A 17,688-nucleotide genomic window follows, 5' to 3' on the forward strand; every position below is an offset into this window, starting at 1 on the left:
AGCCACACGCACGGCGACTGTCGAGAGGCACCTCGAAGGACCCTCCTCTTGCTCACCGACAGAGTGACCCTGCATGAGCGCGCAGTCAAGATGTCGAGCGCTTATCCACTCTCTGGATGGAGCGCCGTTCACCGACCGTCATCCAGTTGACCTGCACAAACACGTGTACGCCCGGTTTGGTGGGAAGTTGACGGCCTCAAGCGCCCTTACAGCGCGCCACGAGATACCGTGTGACCGAGATCACGCGTGTCGGGTCTGGCGAAGGGCCCCTTTGGGGTGCTTCCAAGCCCTTTGCGGGCCTTGGACGAGGTTGTTGATCTTACTCGACCCCACCGAAGCGTTTGGCACCGACCATCCACTGGGTATGTGGCTCCCGGCGAAGGGCAGCGAGGCAGCCCGAACGTAACGTCCGCACCCCTCGGCAAGGTGCACGCGGGGAGCTTTCGTACTCCAGGACCGCACGCGGGGTCCCCGCGTACCCCCAAGTCGGCGCGCGGGGGGCCCGCGTGCCGGTCAGCAGGACTGGAGTTGGCGGTCCTGGTCGGCGGTCGCGCCGAACATCCTCAGGTTGTCGACCTTCCAGCGGCCGCCGTCCTCCACGGCGCCGACCTGGAGCATGGCGGTGCCGCCGCCGGTCTGGTTGTCGGTGGTGCGGGTGGTGACCTGGTCGGCGAAGACCAGGACGGTGGCGCGGCCGTCGCGCAGGGACGACACGGCGGAGGAGACGACGCGGACGCTGACCACGAGCTTCTGCTGCGGGGCGATCTCGCGGACCGGACCGAAGACGGCGTTGTACTGGCAGAGCGCCTTGCCGGTCAGGAGCTCCTTCGCGGCCTTCTCGGTGGCGGTGACGTCGGCGAAGTTGTACGAGAACGACTTCTCCACGGCCTCGCGGACCTGGCCGTTCACCGAGGACGTGGTGGCGGAGTCGACCAGCGCCGAGTCGTAGCCGCCCGACCTGGACTTGACCAGGAAGAACGTGCCGAGGCCCGCGAACAGCAGCGCGACCACGACCAGCGCGACCGGCAGCACCCAGCCCCCGGACGCTGACCTCGTACCGGCGACCTCGACCGGGAGCCCCTCCGGCTCGGCCTCCGCAGGCTCTGACTTCGCGGGCTTCGGAGCGGCCGACGGCGTCCAGTCCACCGCCTCGGGCGCCTTGAGCCCGGACTCCTCCGGCTCGACGGTCTCGGCGGACTGCCCGGCCTCCGCAGCCTCGACGACCTCACCCGCGCCGGCCGCCTCGGCCCGCTCGACGGCCTCAGCCGCCTCGGCCCGCTTCGCAGCGGCGCTCTCCGGCGTCACCACCTCGGTCGCCTCACCGGCCTCGGGCGCGGCGGCACGGCGGTTCAGACCGGCCACGCGCGGGCGGCCACCGGCGGGCGGCGTGGGGATGGGGCGGCGGCGGGGTGGGGGCACGTGCTCTCGTCCAATCAACTCTGGCCGAAGCCGGGACCGGGACCGGGTCAGACGCCCGCCCGCAGCGGGCCCAGCTGGCTCAGCTTCCAGCCGTCGTCCGTGCGGGTGAGCTTGGTCAGGTACCGGTTGATCTTGGTGACCTGCTGGCCGCCGTCGGGCGTCACGGTGCTCTCGACCACGGCGATCATCTCGGCGGTGCCCGCGCGGTCGTCCAGCTCGGACACGGCGGCGTCGAGGACCTTCGACGTCGTCACGGACTTCGCGTCGACCAGCTGCTTCTTGCGCGCGTCCTTGTCCTTGTCGATCTCCGCGCGCAGCTCGCCGGTCGACGAGCTCAGCCAGCGCTGCAGGTCCTCGTCGACCTTGCGGTAGTCGAGCGTCAGGAAGTTCGTGATGCCGACCTCACCCGCGCGCCGGGCCTCGTCGCGCGCGGAGGCGAACGACGACTCGGAGGAATGGGCCGCCGCGTACCAGGTCACGCCCGCGTACGCGGCGAAGCCGAAGGTCAGGACCGCGAGGACGGCGGCGACGGTGGTGAAGGTCCGCACTACTTCTTCCCCTCTGGCAGGCCCAGAAGCTGGCCCAGCGACGTCAGCAACGGCACCTCGGGCACGGTGGTCTGCGACCCGGTGGTGGGCTCCTGGCCGGGCTGGGTCACCGCGGTGCCCACCGGTGTCCCGCCGTACGGAGCATTCTGCGACCCGCGCACCGAGGTGGCACTTCCGGGCGCGAGCGCGCAGTAGGCCTGCGTGTTCAGCGGCACGGGCGCGGTGTCGGCACCGGTGCGGATGCGCGTGCCCTCGTACCCGACCGTGCACGGCATCGGGTCGAACACGTTCAGCGCCAGCCCGAAGTGCGCCGACCCGTCGCCCGGCGCCACGGTGAAGCCACCGCCCACGGCGATCGGGTAGGTGACGGCGATCTGCTCCAGGCCGTCGCGCCGCGTCACCAGGATGTTCGAGGTGGTCAGCAGGTTCGCGAACACCACGCCCAGGTTCGGCCCGCTCTCCCTGAGCAGCGCCGACACCTGCTCGGACGCCGGCGGCACCGCGACGATGAGCCGCCGCAGGTCGCCGTCGGAGGCCTTCAGCTGCTCGGCGAGCAACCGCAGGTCACCGCTGAACGACCGGATGGCGCCGCCGGACGCGGCCTGCGTGGCCAGCACGATCCGCCCGTCCTGCAGCAGCCGCGTGGTCTGCGGCAGGTGCTCGCGCGCCGCTGCCGTGAACGCCGCGGTGTTGTCGATCAGCACCTGGAGGTCGCCGCCCGTGCCGTTGAAGGCCGTGTGCAGCTCGTCGACCACGATCTTCAGCGAGTCCGTCGGCACCGAGGTGGCGAACGCGTCGAGGTTCGTCAGCAGCCCGTCCACCGGCGGCGGTGTCTTCGTCGCCGACCGCGGGATCACCGACCCGGCCTCCAGGAACGGGCCGCCGTCGGTCTTCGGCCGCAGGTCCACGTACTGCTCGCCGACCGCCGACCGGTTGGCGACGACGGCCTCGGCCGACGCCGGCACCCGCGGTGCGTCGGCGTCGAGCTCCAGGTCGGCCTCGACGCCGTCGGCGGTCAGCCGCAGCTGCCCGACCCGGCCGATCGTGACACCGCGGTAGGTGACCTCGGCGTTGGAGAAGATGCCGCCGGAGTCGGCGAGCTGCATCGTCACGACGGTCGACGACGAGCGGAAGAGCCCGACGTAGTTCGCGCTGACGTAGGAGATGCCCAGCAACGCCACCAGGACGAACGCCACGACCTTGAGCTTCGTGCCCCGCGTGATCACTTGCGCCCCCCTCCCAGCAGACCGCCGAGGATGTCGCCGAGGCCCGACCCGGTGCCCTGGCCGATGCCGGGCAGCGGGAGGTTCGGCAGCGGCAGCGGAGTGCCCTGGCTCGGCGGCAGGATGCCTTCGAGCGGGGTCTGCCGCGACCGGCCCAGGTTGTCGAGGACGTTGCCCAGGTTGAGGTCCAGGTCGATGAACGCGTTGGTGTAGTCGCCCTTGATGCCGTCGACCGCCGCGTCCGGGAACGGGTAGGTCAGCAGCAGCTCGAACGCGTTCGGCAGGTTCTGCCCCGACTCGGCCAGCTTCGTCAGCGTCGGCTGCAACGCCTTGAGGTCGGCCACGATGTCGTCACGGCTGCGGTTGACCGTGTCCACGGCCACGTCGGACAGCCTGGTCAGCGACTGCAGCAACGTCACCAGCTGCGTGCGCTGCTCGGCCAGCACCTTCAGGCCGGGCTCCAGGTCGGTCAGCGCCACGGTGATCCGGTCCCGCTGCTGCGCGAGGGTGGCGGCGAGCCGGTTCATCGAGTCGAGCGCGCGGACGATCTCCGCCTTGTGCTCGTCCAGCTGCCCGACGAACGTGTCGAGGTTGCCGAGCAGCGACCTGATCTCCTGCTCGTTGCCCTCGAACGTCGCGTTGAGCTCCTTGGTGATGTTCTGCAGCTGCGCGACACCGCCACCGTTGAGCAGCAACGACAACGCGCCGAAGACCTCTTCGACCTCGGGGTTGCGGTTGGTCTTCTCGATCGGGATGGTCGCGTTGTCCGCGAGCTTGCCGCTCGCGTCCTTGGGCTTGCCCAGCTCGATGAACTTCTCGCCGAGCAACGCCGACTGGCGCAGGTTCGCGTACGCGTTGGCCGGGAGCTGCACGTCGCCGTTGACGAGCAGCGTGACCTCGGCGGTCCAGCCGCCGGGAGCGAGGTCGATCCGCTCCACCCGGCCGACCGGCACGTCGTTGACCTTCACGCCCGCCTGCGGCACCAGGTCGAGCACGTCCTTGAAGTGCGCCTTCACCCGGTACGGGTGGTCGCCCACGTCCGCGCCACCGGGCAGCGGCATGTTGTAGACGCCGTCGAAGCCACCGGAACCGCAGCCGGAGACCAGCAACACCGCCGCGAGACCCACGACGAGCTTCTTCACCGGGGCACCCCCGCGAGCGGCAGGGGCAGCGGCAGCTTGCCCGCGTTGAGGTCGCCGAGCACCTCTGCGGGCGACTTCAGCGGGATCGCACCGCTCAGCAGCGGCTCCAGCTGCTTGCACGTGTTCGCGAGCACCGGCGGCACGTTGTTCGGCGTCGCCTGCTGCACCAGCTTGCAGATCAGCACGATCGGCGGCTGGTTGAGCTCGTTGATGTTCGCGCGGGTGTCGAGCGTGCCGGACGCCGCGTTGTAGGAGTTCTGCAGGTTGCCCAGCGCCAGCGGTGCCACGTCCAGCGTCTCGGCCAGTGCCGCCCGCTGGTTCACGAGCACCTGCGTGATCGACGCCAGCTTGTCCACGTTGGACTTCAGCCCGGCGCGGTTGTCCTTGACGAACCCCTGCACCTGCCCCAGCGCGGTCGCCAGCTCGCTCAGCGCGGCACCGAGGTCGCCGCGTTCGTCGGCGAGCAGCTTCGCCACGTCAGCCAGCTGCTTGTTGAGGTCCCGCACCTGGCTGTCGTTCGCGGCCAGCATCGCCGTGAACTTCTGCAGGTTGTCGACGGTCGCGAAGAGGTCCTCCTTCGACCCCGACAGCGTGCGGGTGGCCTGGCCCAGGTTCTTCAGCGTGTCGTTGAGCGCCTGGCCGTTGCCCTCCAGGTTCTTCGCCGCGGAGTTCAGCAGGTCCGCGAGCGCGCCGTCGGCGTTCGCGCCGTTGGGGCCCAGCGCGGTCGTGAGCTTGTCCAGCGACGAGTACAGCTCGTCGAGCTCGACCGGTGTCGCGGTGCGCTCGCGCGGGATCACGGCGTCGTCGGCCATCGCCGGCCCGCCGGTGTAGGCGGGCGAGAGCTGCACGTACCGGTCGCTGACCACGCTCGGCGAGACCACGACGGCCTGCGCGTTCGCCGGCACCCGCACGTCGCGGTCGACGGTGAACACCACCTTCACCGTCTTGCCCTCCGGCGTGACCTCGTCGATCGTGCCGACCTTCACGCCCAGCACCCGCACGTCACCGCCGGGGTAGACGCCGACGGCCGCCGCGAAGTGCGCGGTGACCTTGCGCCCGTTCATGCCGTTGAACACCCACCAGAGCGCGGCGGTCAGCACGAGCGCGAGCACGCACGCGATCGCGATGAACCGGCCGGCCCTGCTGTGCACCACAGTCGTCATCGCGCCACCCCCGGAGGCAGGCAGCCTTCCTCGTTGAACCCGACGACGCCGAGGTTCACCGAGGGCGGCAGCAGACCGCAGATGTAGGTGTCGAACCAGCGCCCGTTGCCCAGGGTGTTCGCGAACACCCGGTAGAACGGGGCCAGCAGCGCCAGGCTGCGGTCCAGGTTGTCCTGGTTGCGCTGCAGGATCGTGGTGACCCGGTCGAGCTGCTGCAGCGCGGGCTTGAGCTGGTCCTGGTTGTCCGCGACCAGCCCGGAGAGCTGCCTGGCCAGGTCGCGCGTGCCGCCGAGCACCGCGCTGATGGCCTCCCGCCGCTTGCGCAGCTCGCCCAGCAGCAGGTTGCCGTCGGCGATCAGCTTCTCGAACTCGGCGTTGCGGTCGGCCAGCGTCCCGGTCAGCTGCCGGGTGTTGTCGAGCAGCTTCGCGAGCTGCTCGTCGCGCGAGGAGATCGTCTTCGACAGCGCGGACAGGCCGTCCAGCGCGCCGCGGACGTGCTCGGGCGAGTTCTTGAACGTCTCGGACAGCACGGTGAAGCTGTCCGCGAGCTGCTTGGTGTCGATCTGGCCGACGGTCGTCGCGAGCCCGTTGAACGCCTCGTTCACGTCGTACGGCGCGAGCGTGCGTTCCTTCGGGATCGGGTCACCGGGCGAGAGCGGCTGCGAGCCCTGCGGGTCGAGCGCCAGGAACTTCTGGCCCAGCAACGTCTTGATGCGGATCATCGCGGTCGACCGGTCGCCCACCCAGGCGTCCTTGACCTTGAACGTCACCCGCACCCGGTCGCCGTTCAGCCCGACCTTGGTGACCTTGCCGACCTTCACGCCGGCGACGCGGACCTCGTTGCCCGGCACCAGGCCCGCGGCCTCGCTGAAGTCCGCCGCGTAGCTCGTGCCGCCGCCCACGATCGGCAGGTCGTCGGAGTAGAACGCGGCGAGCAGCAGCAGTGCGATCAACGTCAGGCTGATCGCGCCGGTGGCGATGGGGTTGCGCTGTTTCATCGGCGGCACCTCTGCTGTGTCACCGGCAACGCCGTGATGGGGACGGGGTTGGTGATGACCGGCGGCACGGCGATCTGGCCGCTGGCCTCGCACAGGTAGAAGTTGAACCACGAGCCGTAGGTCGCGGTCCTGGTGATCGTCTCCAGCTTGTTCGGCAGCCGCTGGAGCACGCCCTCGACGAGCACCTCGTTGTCCCCCAGCGTCTTCGAGACGATGCCGAGCTGAGCGATGTCGTTGCGCAACGGTTCGCGGCCCTGTTCCAGCAGGCCGGCGGTCGCGTTGGTGAGGTCGCCGAGCGCGGTGATGGCCTCGCCGATCGGCTGGCGGTCCTGCGCGAGCCCGGACACGAGCTGCTGCAACGTGACGACGAGGTTGTTCAGGTCGTCGCCGCGCGAGTTCACGGTGTCCAGCGCGACGTTGAGGTTGTCGACGACCTGGCCGATGACCTTGTCCTTGCCGGCGAGCGTGCTGGTCAGCGACGCCGTGTGCCGCAGCAGGCTGTCGATCGTGCCGCCCTCTCCCTGCAGCACCTGGACGATCTCGAACGACAGCTTGTTCACGTCGTCCGGCGACAGGGCCTGGAAGAGCGGCTTGAAGCCGTTGAACAACACCGTGAGGTCGAGCGCTGACCTGGTGCGCTCCAGCGGGATCGTGCCGCCCTCGGGCAGCACCGCGCTGGTGTCGCCGGTGCCGGCCTCCAGCGCGATGTACCGCTGGCCCACCAGGTTGCGGTACTTGATGGTCGCGGTCACCGCGTCGGGCAGCCGGCGGTCGCCGTCGATCGAGAACTCGACCTCGGCGGTCTTGCGGTCGACGACCCTGATCTCGTCGACCTGCCCGACGCGGACGCCGGCGATGCGGATGTCGTCGCCCTCGTTCAGGGCGGTGACGTCGGTGAACCGCGCCTTGTACCCGGTGGCGCCGGCCAGGTTGACGTTCGCGATGGTGATCGCCAGCAGGGTCGTGGCGAGGATCGTGACCACGGCGAACGTGATCAGCTTCAGCAGCGGGGCGAGCACACCCTTCACTCGACCGTCACCTCCGTTCCGCGCACCAGCGGTCCGAGCAGCAGGCTCGACCAGCCCGGCACGTCCTGCGGGTCCACGCCCATCCGCGGGCCGAACAGCGCCGCGATCATCCGGGCCTCCTCCGGCGAGTTCGCGAGGTTCACCGCGGTGGCCGACGACGGCGAGGTCGCGTTCCCGGCGGTCGCGGGCGGCAGGATCCCGTCGTTGGCGACGCGGGCGGGCGGCGGCGAGCTGGAGCCGTCCTTCACCGGACCCTCCGGCGGGTACTGCGGGAACGGGTCCGGCCGCGGGACCAGGTCGTAGCAGCGTGGCCCGCGCTTGTCCCGGTACTCGGGGTCGTCGATGCCGGGCTTGTACTTGCCGCGGGTGTTCGTGATCTCCAGCGTGATGTGCAGGCCGGGCTCGTTGGTGCCCACACCGAACGCCTTCTCGATGACCGGCTTGAACTCGCTGAGGCCCTTGAGCAGGCACGGGTACTCGGGCGCGTACTTGGCCAGCAGCTCCAGCGTCGGGCGGCTGGTGTCCGCGAGCTGGATGATGTTGTTCTTGTTGACCGCGAGGAAGCCCGTGAGGTCCTGCGAGGTCGTGGTGAGCGAGCCGTACAGCGCGAGCAGGTTGTCCCGCTGGTCGACCACGGTCTTGGTCGTCGTGGTCATGTCGTTGAGCGCCTGGAGCAGGTCGGGAGCGGCGTCGGAGTAGACGTTCGCGACGTCGGCGAGCCTGGAGATGTTCTCCTTGAGCGCCGGCAGCTGCGGGTTGAGCTCACCGAGGTAGGCGTCGAGCGACACCAGCGTCTCGCCGAGCGGCTTGCCGCGGCCGTCGAGCGCCTGCGACAACGCCGTGAGCGTCGTGGCGAGCTTCTCCGGCTGGATCGCCTGCAGCACCGGCATCAGGTTGTTCAGCACGCGCTCGACCTCGATGGCGCTGCTGGTGCGGTCCTGCTCGATGACCGCGCCCTCCCTGATGGCGGCGCCCTTGCGCTGCGGCAGCACGAGGTTCACGTACCGCTCGCCGAACAACGTCTTGGGCAGCAGGCGCGCGGAGACGTTGCCGGGGATCTGCTCGACCTTGTCCGGCAGCAGCGCGAGCTCCAGCTCGGCGCCGTCGCCGGTGGTGCGGATGGCCTTGACCGAGCCGACGATCAGCCCGCGCACCTTGACGTCGCTCGCGGTCAGCAGCTGGTTGCCGATGTGGTCGGTCTTGAGCGTCACCTTCACGTAGTCGCTGAAGGCGTCCTTGTAGAGCGCCACCGTGAGCGACAGGAACATGGCGATCGCGAGGAGGAACGCGATGCCCAGCACGCGCTTCTTCATCCGGCGATCCTCACCGTCGTCGTGGCGCCCCAGATCGCGAGGCTCAGGAAGAAGTCGAGCAGCGCGGTCGTGACGATGGCGGTGCGCACCGCCCGTCCGACGGCCACACCGACCCCCGCCGGCCCGCCGGAGGCGCGGTAGCCGTAGTAGCAGTGGGTCATGATGATCACGACCGCGAAGACCAGCACCTTGCCGAACGACCAGAGCACGTCGACCGGTGGCAGGAACAGGTTGAAGTAGTGGTCGTACGTGCCCGCCGACTGCCCGTAGAACTCCACGGTGATCGTCCTGGCCGCCAGGTAGCTGGTGAGCAGGCCGATCACGTACAGCGGGATGATCGCGACGAACCCGGCGATGATCCGCGTGGTGACCAGGAACGGCAGGCTTGGGATGCCCATGACCTCCAGCGCGTCGATCTCCTCGGAGATCCGCATGGCGCCGAGCTGCGCGGTGAACCCACTTCCGACCGTCGCGCTCAACGCCAGCCCGGCGACGAGCGGCGCGATCTCACGCGTGTTGAAGTAGGCGGACACGAACCCGGCGAACGCGCTCGTGCCGATCTGGTTGAGGGCCGTGAACCCCTGCAGACCGACGACGGTGCCGGTGAACACGGACAACCCGACCATCACGCCGATCGTGCCGCCGATGACCGCGAGCGCACCGGACCCGAAGCTCACCTCGGCCAGCAGCCGCAGCGTCTCCTTGGAGTACCGCTTCAGCGCGCGGGGCGTCCACGCCAGCGCCTTGAGGTAGAACGACAGCTGGTCGCCGAACCCGTCCAGGGTGGACAGCACCTTGTTCGCCATCAGCTCCCCTTCGCGGGCACGACCTGCAGGTAGATCGTGGTGAGGACGAAGTTGACGAAGAACAGCAGCAGGAACGTGATGACCACGGCCTGGTTGACCGCGTCGCCCACGCCCTTCGGCCCGCCCGCGGGGTTGAGCCCCCGGTAGGCGGCCACGATGCCCGCGATGAACCCGAAGATCAGCGCCTTGAGCTCGCTGATCCACAGGTCCGGCAGCTGCGCCAGCGCGCTGAAGCTCGCGAGGTAGGCACCGGGCGTGCCGTCCTGCATGATCACGTTGAAGAAGTAGCCGCCGAGCACGCCGACGACGCTGACCATGCCGTTGAGCAGCACGGACACCAGCATCGCCGCCAGCACCCTGGGCACGACCAGCCGGTGGATCGGCGACACCCCGAGCACTTCCATGGCGTCGATCTCCTCGCGGATCGTGCGGGACCCGAGGTCCGCGCAGATCGCACTGCCGCCGGCACCGGCGATGAGCAGCGCCGTCACGATCGGGCTGGCCTGCTGGATGATCGCGAGCACGCTGGCGGCACCGGTGAACGACTGCGCGCCGATCTGCCTGGTCAGACTGCCCAGCTGCAACGCGATGACCGCGCCGAACGGGATGCTGACCAGTGCCGTCGGCAGCACCGTGACGCTGACGATGAACCAGCTCTGCTGGATGAACTCCCGCAGCTGGAACGGCCGCCGGAACGACGTGCGCACCACGTCGATGCCGAGCTGGCACAGCTTCCCGGTCTCCCGCAGCGCACCGGCGCCGGGAAAGGTCTGGGTGCTCACAGCACACCACCGGTCCGCGGCCACGGGCTCGGCGTGGGAGCCGCGACCGGCGTCCCGACGTGCACCCCGTACCGCACCTGCTCCTCGGTGGTGAGGCTGGCGATGATGCCCTGCTGCGCCTCGTGCGGCAGCCGGTGGATGATCGACATGACCCGGTCCTTGCGCCGCCGCACCGCGTCCCGGTACGGCAACCCCGGCGTCGGTTCCAGCTGCGGCACGACCCCGCGCATGTCCTCGTCCGGCGACCCGTCCGAGTGCCCGGCGTCCGCGTGCGCCTGCTCGGCGGCCATGGTCGCCTGGTCCTTCTCCTCGGACATGCCGATCGGCCCGAGCCGCCGCCCGTTGAGGAACTGCTCGACCACCGGCTCGTCGCTCGTGAGCAGGACCTCCCGCGGCCCGAACATGACGAGCTCCCGCCGGAACAGCATGCCGAGGTTGTCCGGCACGGTCCGCGCGATGTTGATGTTGTGCGTGACGATGAGGATCGTCGCGTCGATCTGCGCGTTGAGGTCGATCAGCAGCTGGCTCAGGTACGCCGTGCGCACCGGGTCGAGCCCGGAGTCCGGCTCGTCGCACAGGATGATCTCGGGGTCGAGCACCAGCGCGCGGGCCAGACCGGCCCGCTTGCGCATGCCGCCGGAGATCTCACCGGGGAGCTTCTTCTCCGCACCGACGAGACCGACCATCTCCATCTTCTCGAGGACGATCCTGCGGACCTCGGCCTCGCTCTTGCGGGTGTGCTCCCGCAGCGGGAAGGCGATGTTGTCGTACAGGTTCATCGACCCGAACAGCGCACCGTCCTGGAACAGCACGCCGAACATCTTCCGGATCTCGTAGAGCTTGTGCTCGGAGCACCGCACGAGGTCCGTGCCGTTGATGACGATCTTGCCCTGCTCCGGCTTGAGCAGTCCCACCAGCGACTTCAGGAACACGCTCTTGCCGGTGCCCGACGGCCCGAGCATCACGCTGACCTCACCCGGCGGCAACGTGAGCGTGACGTCCTGCCAGATGGTCTGCTTGCCGAAGGACTTGGTCAGACCCTCGACGACCACCTCGACGCCCATCCGCACCTCCGCACAGCCCGACGACGCCGACGGGACCGGCGTCACACCTGGGCAACGAGTTCGTTCGCGGGAGGTTACTCACCAGTTGGGTTAATGGCGGTTGCGTTCGGATAACAGCACTGAGCGTGACCTCGTGAAACGGTCACCCAACCCCAACTTCCGCATACCGGAAGTCACGCGGGGGCCCGCGTTTCCCTGTGGGGAACGCGGGGCCCCCGCGTGACGGCAAAAGCACAACGGGCGTGCACCCCCGTTGTGGGTGCACGCCCGTTTCAAGCGGCTGAACGCCAAGCCCCCGAGGGGGCCCGGATCACTTGAGGGTGATCTTGGCGCCGGCGGCCTCGAGCTTCTCCTTGGCGGCGTCCGCGACGTCCTTCGCGACACCCTCGAGGATCGGCTTCGGAGCGGACTCGACCAGCTCCTTGGCCTCCTTCAGGCCCAGGCCCGAGACGACCTCGCGGACGACCTTGATGACCTGGATCTTCTTGTCACCGGCGGACTCGAGGACGACGTCGAACTCGTCCTTCTCCTCGACCTCGGCGGCGGCGGGGCCGGCCGGGCCGGCGGCAGCGACGGCGACCGGAGCCGCGGCGGTGACCTCGAAGGTCTCCTCGAACTGCTTCACGAACGCCGACAGCTCCAGGAGGGTCATCTCCTTGAACGCGTCGAGCAGCTCTTCGGTGCTGAGCTTCGCCATGATCGGCGGTCCTTTCTAATTTCCCGCGCGAAAGCGTCGGGTGTGTCTTCGGGTGATCAGCTTTCGGCGGGAGCGTCGGCTTCGGCGGCGGGAGCCGACTCGGCCTTCTTCTCCTGCAGGGCAGCAGCCAGGCGAGCGACCTGGGAAGCCGGGGCGTTGAACAGACCCGCGGCCTTGGCCAGGTTGCCCTTCATCGCGCCCGCGAGCTTCGCGAGCAGCACCTCACGGCTTTCGAGGTCGGCGATAGCCGTGACCTCGTCGACCGAGAGCGGGCGGCCATCCATGAAGCCGCCCTTGATGATCAGGGCCTTGTTGTCCTTCGCGAAGTCGCGGATCGCCTTGGCGGCGTCGACGGGCTCGCCCTCGACGAACGCGATGGCGGTCGGACCGGACAGGAGAGCCTCGAGGCCCTCGATGCCGGCGTCCGCGGCGGCCAGCTTGACCAGCGTGTTCTTCGCGACGGTGTACTTGGTGCCCGCGCCGAGAGCGCGACGCAGCGTCGTGAGCTGCGCCATGGAGAGGCCACGGTACTCGGTGACAACCGCTGCCGAGCTGCTGCGGAACTGGTCCGCGAGCTCAGCGACCGCCGTAACCTTGCTGGGCTTCGCCATGATCGCCTCCTCTCTGGGCTGGGTGACCGCCGGTTCGAGAAGGCTCCGAAACAACAAAAACGCCCACGCGCACAAGCAGCACGGGGCGTCACGACAAGCTGAGCCTCGTCCTCCCTGCGCGGGCCGCCCGTGTTGCAACGGGGCCTTCGTTCTCCTCGCGGAGAAAACCAGCGGTCTTCGGTAGAACCAGGAAAAGACTACTCGACTGTGTACGGCCACTCCAAATCGGCATGATGTGACCTGTGACGGACGAGCCCGGCAAGGACCTCGCACCCCGGCAGCCCCCGCAGCCGCCGCAGCCCCCGATGGACCCCGAACAGCTCCGGCAGTTCCAGGAGTTCCAGCGCTTCCAGGAGTTCCAGCGCTACCAGGAGGCCACCGGCCAAGCGCCGCAGGCACCCAGGCCGGGCCCCGGCAACCGGCTGCGGTGGGTGCTGTTCATCCTCGGCAGCGCGCTCTTCTGGCGCGTGCTGACGTTCCTCGTCGTGCTGGGCTCGGCGATCTGGGCCTACAACCACTTCTTCGGCACCGACGACCCCGGCGACATCGCGCAGGACAGCGGCGGCGTGACCGGTGCGGCACAGGGACTGTCCGCACCCGCGGGCCTGCAGGGCACCGTCGGCATGTTCTACAAGCACGTCTCCTTCGCCGACACGACCCGCGCCTGCACGCTGATCCTGCGCGACGACACCCGCCAGAAGTTCGCGAACGCCCAGGGCGCAAGCGATTGCGCCGCCGCGGTGAAGGGGCTGCGGGCGCAGGTCACCAACGTCGACCGGTACCAGCAGGTCATGTTCCCGCCCGAGATGCTGAAGACCCCGACCTCCACCAAGGTCACCATCGACTCCTGCGCGCTGACCGTCGAGGGCGGCCCGCGGCTGGGCACGTTCGTCGTCGAGAAGGTCGGCTCCGGCTGGGTCATCACCGACTGGAACCCGAGCACCTGCGGTTGAGCAGGGCGGCTCGCCCGGTGTTCCTGCTGTCAGCCCGCACGCCGGGGTGAGCCGCCGAGGGACTCGACGGCGCGGGCCAGGCTCTCCGCGCCCCGCCCTTCGGCGACCTGCCGGTCGACCAGCGCCTTGACGGCGTCGAATCCCGCGAACGGCACGCCCTGCGCCTCGGCGGCGCGGATCAGCGTGGCCAGCCCGCTCTGGTTCATCGCGAGGCTCGACTCCCCGCCAGCGTAGGCGGCCGAGTCGACCTCCTCGGCGAACGCGACCAGCGCGGGGTGCAGGTCCACCAGCCACGACAACAACATCGGCGTGAGCTCGGTGGCCTTGATGCCACCGGCCCGCGCCAGCGCCGCCGCGTGCAGGAACCCGCCGATCAGCCCGTACATCCCGGCCAGGACCGCCACGTCGTACCCGGACGCGCGCCCGGCGTCGGCGCCGAGGAACGTGACCTTCCCGAGCAGCCCCAACCGCTCGTGCACCGCGGCGGAACCGCTGCAGTTGATCGACGACGCCGCGGTCCCGATCGTCTGCGGCACCGCGTAGACCGCGCCGTGCAGGTACTCCGCGCCGTTCTCCCCGGCCCACCGCGCCACCGCGCGCGCCTCGTCCGGCGTGCCGGAGGTGAGGTTCACCAACGCCCGCCCCCGCACGTCCACCCCGTGCAGCACCTCCCGCACCGCCCGCTGGTCGAGCACGGCCACGACCACGAGCTCACCCGCCGCGACCGCCTCCCCGACGGTGGCCGCCGCGGTCGCACCACCCTCCACGAGCGCCAAAGCCTTTGCGGCAGAACGGTTCCACACCGTCGTGGGGTGCCCGCCCCGCAGGAACGCCTCCGCCACGGCACGTCCGAGGTTGCCCAGCCCCAGCACCGTGATCGCCTCAGTTGTCATGGCTCCAGCTTCGCCACCGGTGATCACCGCAACCAGTGACCGGAATGCCCCCGTCCATCAAATTCCTGCCATAGGCTGGGTCGCATGACCGCCGGCTCCGTCGCCCTGGTCGTGCCCGACGACTTCGGCGTCCTGGACCTCTACGAACTGGGCATCCTCGCGGCCGTCTTCGGCACGCCGCACCCCGACCCTCGCACGAGCGGACACCGTCATCGTCCCGTGGGTGCCGGAGGAGGTCATCGAGGACAACGCCCCGGTCCCACCCGCCCTGGTCTCCGCCCTCCGCGAAGCACACGAGGCCGACGCCCGCATCGTCTCCCTCTGCGTCGGCGCCTTCGCACTGGCCGAAGCGGGCCTCCTCGACGGCCGCAGGGCAACGGCCCACTGGATGCACACCGCACTGCTCGCCGAGCGCTACCCCGCGGTGCGGGTCGACGACTCGGTCCTCCACGTCGACGACGGCGACGTCCTCACGAGCGCGGGCATGACCGCGGCCCTCGACTGGGCTTGCGAACGCCTGGACGAACCGCTGACCATCGACGCCCTGGCCCGCCGCGCCGCCGTGAGCCCGCGGACGTTCTACCGCCGCCTGCACGCGGCCACCGGAACCACGCCGTTGCAGTGGCTGCTCAACGAACGCATCGCCAGGGCGCAGGCGCTGCTGGAGTCGACCGACCTGCCGGTGGAGAAGATCGCGGCGTTGAGCGGCATCGGCACGGCGAACAACCTGCGGCACCACTTCCTGAAGCAGGTCGGGGTGTCGCCCAGCGACTACCGGCAGGCGTGGCAGCCGGAGCGGCGGAAGCGGGCCTCACCGCCCGTCGAGCAGCACTGAGCGACGCAGGCAAAAGGCCCCCGGCGTGCGCCGGGGGCCTTTCACGGGTGCTTCAGAACCGCGAGGCTCAGGCCTCGTCCACCAGCATGTTGCGGGTGCGGTTCGGGTCGACCGGGATGCCGGGGCCCATCGTCGTGGAGACGGTGACCTTCTTGACGTACCGGCCCTTGGCCGCGGACGGCTTGGCGCGGAGCACCTCGTCCAGAGCCGCGGCGTAGTTCTCGACCAGCTTCTCGGGGTCGAACGACACCTTGCCGATCACGAAGTGCAGGTTGGCCTGCTTGTCGACGCGGAAGTTGATCTTACCGCCCTTGATGTCGTTCACCGCCTTCGCGACCTCGGGGGTCACGGTGCCGGTCTTGGGGTTCGGCATCAGGCCACGCGGGCCGAGGATGCGGGCGATGCGGCCGACCTTCGCCATCTGGTCGGGGGTCGCGATCGCGGCGTCGAAGTCGAGCCAGCCACCCTGGATGCGCTCGATGAGGTCTTCGGCGCCGACGGCGTCCGCACCGGCGGCCTCGGCCTCTGCGGCCTTGTCACCGGTTGCGAAGACGATCACGCGGGCGGTCTTGCCCGTACCGTGCGGCAGGTTCACGGTGCCGCGGACCATCTGGTCGGCCTTGCGGGGGTCGACGCCGAGGCGAATCGCGACCTCGACGGTCGAGTCCAGCTTCACCTTGGACGTTTCCTTGGCGAGCTTGGCGGCCTCCAGCGGCGAGTACAGCCGCTCCCGGTCCACCAGCTCGGCTGCGGCCTTGTAGGCCTTGCTGCGCTTCATGACTCTGTCCTAACCGTGGATCAGTCGTGGTGAATGAGCCGCGCTCGGCTCTCCCACGCTTGCGAAAGAGAAAGATCAGCCTTCGACCGTGATGCCCATGGAACGGGCGGTGCCGGCGATGATCTTCGCGGCCTGGTCGACGTCGTTCGCGTTCAGGTCGACCATCTTGGTCTGCGCGATCTGGCGCACCTGCTCCATGGTCACCTTGGCGACCTTGACGCGGTGCGGCTCGCCCGATCCCTTGTCGACGCCGGCGGCGGCGAGGATGAGGCGCGCGGCCGGCGGGGTCTTCAGCTTGAAGTCGAACGAGCGGTCTTCGTAGACCGAGATCTCGACCGGCACGACCTGACCGCGCTGCGACTCGGTCGCGGCGTTGTAGGCCTTGCAGAACTCCATGATGTTGACGCCGTGCTGACCAAGCGCGGGACCGACGGGCGGCGCCGGGTTGGCGGCACCAGCCTTGATCTGCAGCTTGATGATCGCTGACAGCTTCTTCTTCTTGGGTGGCATGTCCGTACTTCCTGTTATTGCGGTGTCCGCGCGCGGCCCTGCCAGCCGCAGCGTGGCCGATCGGTTCCTCTTTCGAGGGAACCGCTCAGATCTTGGAGACCTGGCTGAACGACAGCTCGACCGGCGTCTCCCGGCCGAAGATCGACACCAGGACCTTCAGCTTCTGGCCGTCCGCGTTGACCTCGCTGATCGTGGCGGGCAGCGTGGCGAACGGGCCGTCCATGACGGTGACCGACTCGCCCACCTCGAAGTCGACCTCGATGGTCGGCTTCGGCGCGGTGGTGGAGGCGGCCTTCTTGCCCTCTGCCGGCTTCTGCTCGCCCTGCGGGAGCAGGAACTTCAGCACCTCGTCGATCGTGAGGGGCGAGGGCTTGGAGGTGGCCCCGACGAACCCGGTCACGCCCGGCGTGTTGCGGACGGCGCTCCAGGACGCGTCGGTGAGCTCCATGCGGACCAGGATGTAGCCGGGCAGCACCTTGCGCTGCACCAGCTTGCGCTGGCCGTTCTTGATCTCGGTGACCTCTTCGGTCGGCACCTCGACCTGGAAGATGTAGTCCTCCATGTCGAGCGTGTGGATGCGGGTCTCGAGGTTGGCCTTGACCTTGTTCTCGTAACCGGCGTACGAGTGCACGACGTACCAGTCGCCGGGCGCGTGGCGCAGGGCCTGGCGCAGCTCTTCGGCGGGGTCGGCGATCTCTTCGTCGATCGGGGTCTCGTCGATGGCGAGGACGTCGACGTCCTCGGTCTCGTCTTCGTCGGCCTCGTCCGCGACGTCGGCGTCAGCGGCGTCCTCGGAGTCCACAGCCTCCGACTCGACCGTCTCGTCGGCCGCGGTGTCCTCGGACACCTCGTCGTCGATGAGGTCGGTCTTCTCCTGGGCGTCAACGCCGTTGTCGGAGCTCACTGTGGATCTCGCTTCCTGGTT

Annotated in this window: 18 protein-coding genes and 1 pseudogene; 2 read left to right on the forward strand and 17 right to left on the reverse strand. The window is 69.3% G+C overall.

Annotated features, from left to right (window positions below):
- Nucleotides 1-513: 513 nt before the first annotated feature.
- The 13 genes from ACZ7CD_RS01315 to rplJ form a co-directional block, all read right to left on the reverse strand.
- Nucleotides 514-1,419: a hypothetical protein gene (locus tag ACZ7CD_RS01315; RefSeq protein ID WP_470378139.1), complete on the reverse strand. Its 906-nt coding sequence runs from the start codon at nt 1,417-1,419 to the stop codon at nt 514-516.
- A 47-nt stretch (nt 1,420-1,466) separates the two neighbouring features.
- On the reverse strand, nt 1,467-1,967 hold the full coding sequence (locus tag ACZ7CD_RS01320; RefSeq protein ID WP_360395697.1) for a nuclear transport factor 2 family protein: 501 nt from the start codon (nt 1,965-1,967) through the stop codon (nt 1,467-1,469).
- Nucleotides 1,967-3,193 (reverse strand): MCE family protein, encoded by a 1,227-nt coding sequence (locus ACZ7CD_RS01325; protein ID WP_360395695.1) that lies wholly within the window; start codon nt 3,191-3,193, stop codon nt 1,967-1,969. Before ACZ7CD_RS01325 ends, ACZ7CD_RS01320 begins: the two co-directional genes overlap by 1 nt.
- Nucleotides 3,190-4,332 (reverse strand): MCE family protein, encoded by a 1,143-nt coding sequence (locus tag ACZ7CD_RS01330; protein WP_458430176.1) that lies wholly within the window; start codon nt 4,330-4,332, stop codon nt 3,190-3,192. Before ACZ7CD_RS01330 ends, ACZ7CD_RS01325 begins: the two co-directional genes overlap by 4 nt.
- On the reverse strand, nt 4,329-5,495 hold the full coding sequence (locus ACZ7CD_RS01335) for an MCE family protein (RefSeq protein WP_360395691.1): 1,167 nt from the start codon (nt 5,493-5,495) through the stop codon (nt 4,329-4,331). The genes ACZ7CD_RS01330 and ACZ7CD_RS01335 overlap by 4 nt, the downstream gene beginning before the upstream one ends.
- The gene (locus tag ACZ7CD_RS01340; RefSeq protein WP_470378140.1) at nt 5,492-6,493 is read right to left on the reverse strand and encodes an MCE family protein; all 1,002 of its coding nucleotides are present in this window, start codon (nt 6,491-6,493) and stop codon (nt 5,492-5,494) included. Before ACZ7CD_RS01340 ends, ACZ7CD_RS01335 begins: the two co-directional genes overlap by 4 nt.
- Entirely contained in the window at nt 6,490-7,521 is a 1,032-nt protein-coding gene (locus tag ACZ7CD_RS01345; protein ID WP_360395687.1) for an MCE family protein, read from the reverse strand. Before ACZ7CD_RS01345 ends, ACZ7CD_RS01340 begins: the two co-directional genes overlap by 4 nt.
- Nucleotides 7,518-8,834 carry an MCE family protein gene (locus tag ACZ7CD_RS01350; protein ID WP_360395685.1) on the reverse strand — a complete coding sequence of 439 codons (1,317 nt, stop codon included), beginning with the start codon at nt 8,832-8,834 and terminating at the stop codon, nt 7,518-7,520. Before ACZ7CD_RS01350 ends, ACZ7CD_RS01345 begins: the two co-directional genes overlap by 4 nt.
- Nucleotides 8,831-9,640: an MlaE family ABC transporter permease gene (locus ACZ7CD_RS01355; RefSeq protein WP_360395683.1), complete on the reverse strand. Its 810-nt coding sequence runs from the start codon at nt 9,638-9,640 to the stop codon at nt 8,831-8,833. The genes ACZ7CD_RS01350 and ACZ7CD_RS01355 overlap by 4 nt, the downstream gene beginning before the upstream one ends.
- Nucleotides 9,640-10,422: an MlaE family ABC transporter permease gene (locus tag ACZ7CD_RS01360; RefSeq protein ID WP_360395681.1), complete on the reverse strand. Its 783-nt coding sequence runs from the start codon at nt 10,420-10,422 to the stop codon at nt 9,640-9,642. The genes ACZ7CD_RS01355 and ACZ7CD_RS01360 overlap by 1 nt, the downstream gene beginning before the upstream one ends.
- Nucleotides 10,419-11,486, reverse strand: coding sequence for an ABC transporter ATP-binding protein (locus ACZ7CD_RS01365; protein WP_458430173.1), 1,068 nt, complete (start codon nt 11,484-11,486; stop codon nt 10,419-10,421). The genes ACZ7CD_RS01360 and ACZ7CD_RS01365 overlap by 4 nt, the downstream gene beginning before the upstream one ends.
- Nucleotides 11,487-11,796: 310 nt before the next feature.
- The gene (gene rplL / locus ACZ7CD_RS01370) at nt 11,797-12,183 is read right to left on the reverse strand and encodes a 50S ribosomal protein L7/L12 (protein WP_360402180.1); all 387 of its coding nucleotides are present in this window, start codon (nt 12,181-12,183) and stop codon (nt 11,797-11,799) included.
- A 56-nt stretch (nt 12,184-12,239) separates the two neighbouring features.
- Entirely contained in the window at nt 12,240-12,794 is a 555-nt protein-coding gene (rplJ, locus tag ACZ7CD_RS01375) for a 50S ribosomal protein L10 (protein ID WP_360402183.1), read from the reverse strand.
- A 242-nt stretch (nt 12,795-13,036) separates the two neighbouring features.
- Between rplJ and ACZ7CD_RS01380 the strand changes: the two genes are divergently transcribed.
- On the forward strand, nt 13,037-13,747 hold the full coding sequence (locus tag ACZ7CD_RS01380; protein ID WP_360402186.1) for a hypothetical protein: 711 nt from the start codon (nt 13,037-13,039) through the stop codon (nt 13,745-13,747).
- Between the two features lie 29 nt (nt 13,748-13,776).
- On the opposite strand, the gene ACZ7CD_RS01385 is transcribed toward ACZ7CD_RS01380, so the two are convergent.
- Nucleotides 13,777-14,640 (reverse strand): NAD(P)-dependent oxidoreductase, encoded by an 864-nt coding sequence (locus ACZ7CD_RS01385; protein WP_470378141.1) that lies wholly within the window; start codon nt 14,638-14,640, stop codon nt 13,777-13,779.
- A 190-nt stretch (nt 14,641-14,830) separates the two neighbouring features.
- Here ACZ7CD_RS01385 and ACZ7CD_RS01390 point away from each other — a divergent pair.
- A pseudogene (locus ACZ7CD_RS01390) lies at nt 14,831-15,475 on the forward strand (GlxA family transcriptional regulator); the annotation flags it as partial.
- A 67-nt stretch (nt 15,476-15,542) separates the two neighbouring features.
- Here the strand turns inward: ACZ7CD_RS01390 and rplA are convergent.
- From rplA to nusG, 3 genes are all read right to left on the reverse strand, one after another.
- Nucleotides 15,543-16,253, reverse strand: coding sequence for a 50S ribosomal protein L1 (rplA, locus tag ACZ7CD_RS01395; protein WP_360401883.1), 711 nt, complete (start codon nt 16,251-16,253; stop codon nt 15,543-15,545).
- 75 nt (nt 16,254-16,328) lie between these two features.
- Entirely contained in the window at nt 16,329-16,763 is a 435-nt protein-coding gene (gene rplK / locus ACZ7CD_RS01400) for a 50S ribosomal protein L11 (protein ID WP_360401880.1), read from the reverse strand.
- Nucleotides 16,764-16,848: 85 nt separating this feature from the next.
- Entirely contained in the window at nt 16,849-17,667 is an 819-nt protein-coding gene (nusG, locus tag ACZ7CD_RS01405; protein WP_458430171.1) for a transcription termination/antitermination protein NusG, read from the reverse strand.
- Nucleotides 17,668-17,688 lie beyond the last annotated feature (21 nt).

This window comes from Lentzea sp. NPDC036949 (genome assembly GCF_055608075.1).

Bases quoted from the DNA above. Each gene is read 5' to 3' on its own strand.
- ACZ7CD_RS01355 (WP_360395683.1), bottom strand. From the start codon at position 9,640: ATGGCGAACAAGGTGCTGTCCACCCTGGACGGGTTCGGCGACCAGCTG.
- ACZ7CD_RS01335 (WP_360395691.1), bottom strand. From the start codon at position 5,495: ATGACGACTGTGGTGCACAGCAGGGCCGGCCGGTTCATCGCGATCGCG.
- rplJ (WP_360402183.1), bottom strand. From the start codon at position 12,794: ATGGCGAAGCCCAGCAAGGTTACGGCGGTCGCTGAGCTCGCGGACCAG.
- rplK (WP_360401880.1), bottom strand. From the start codon at position 16,763: ATGCCACCCAAGAAGAAGAAGCTGTCAGCGATCATCAAGCTGCAGATC.
- ACZ7CD_RS01340 (WP_470378140.1), bottom strand. From the start codon at position 6,493: ATGAAACAGCGCAACCCCATCGCCACCGGCGCGATCAGCCTGACGTTG.
- rplL (WP_360402180.1), bottom strand. From the start codon at position 12,183: ATGGCGAAGCTCAGCACCGAAGAGCTGCTCGACGCGTTCAAGGAGATG.
- ACZ7CD_RS01385 (WP_470378141.1), bottom strand. From the start codon at position 14,640: ATGACAACTGAGGCGATCACGGTGCTGGGGCTGGGCAACCTCGGACGT.
- rplA (WP_360401883.1), bottom strand. From the start codon at position 16,253: ATGAAGCGCAGCAAGGCCTACAAGGCCGCAGCCGAGCTGGTGGACCGG.
- ACZ7CD_RS01350 (WP_360395685.1), bottom strand. From the start codon at position 8,834: ATGAAGAAGCGCGTGCTGGGCATCGCGTTCCTCCTCGCGATCGCCATG.
- ACZ7CD_RS01365 (WP_458430173.1), bottom strand. From the start codon at position 11,486: ATGGGCGTCGAGGTGGTCGTCGAGGGTCTGACCAAGTCCTTCGGCAAG.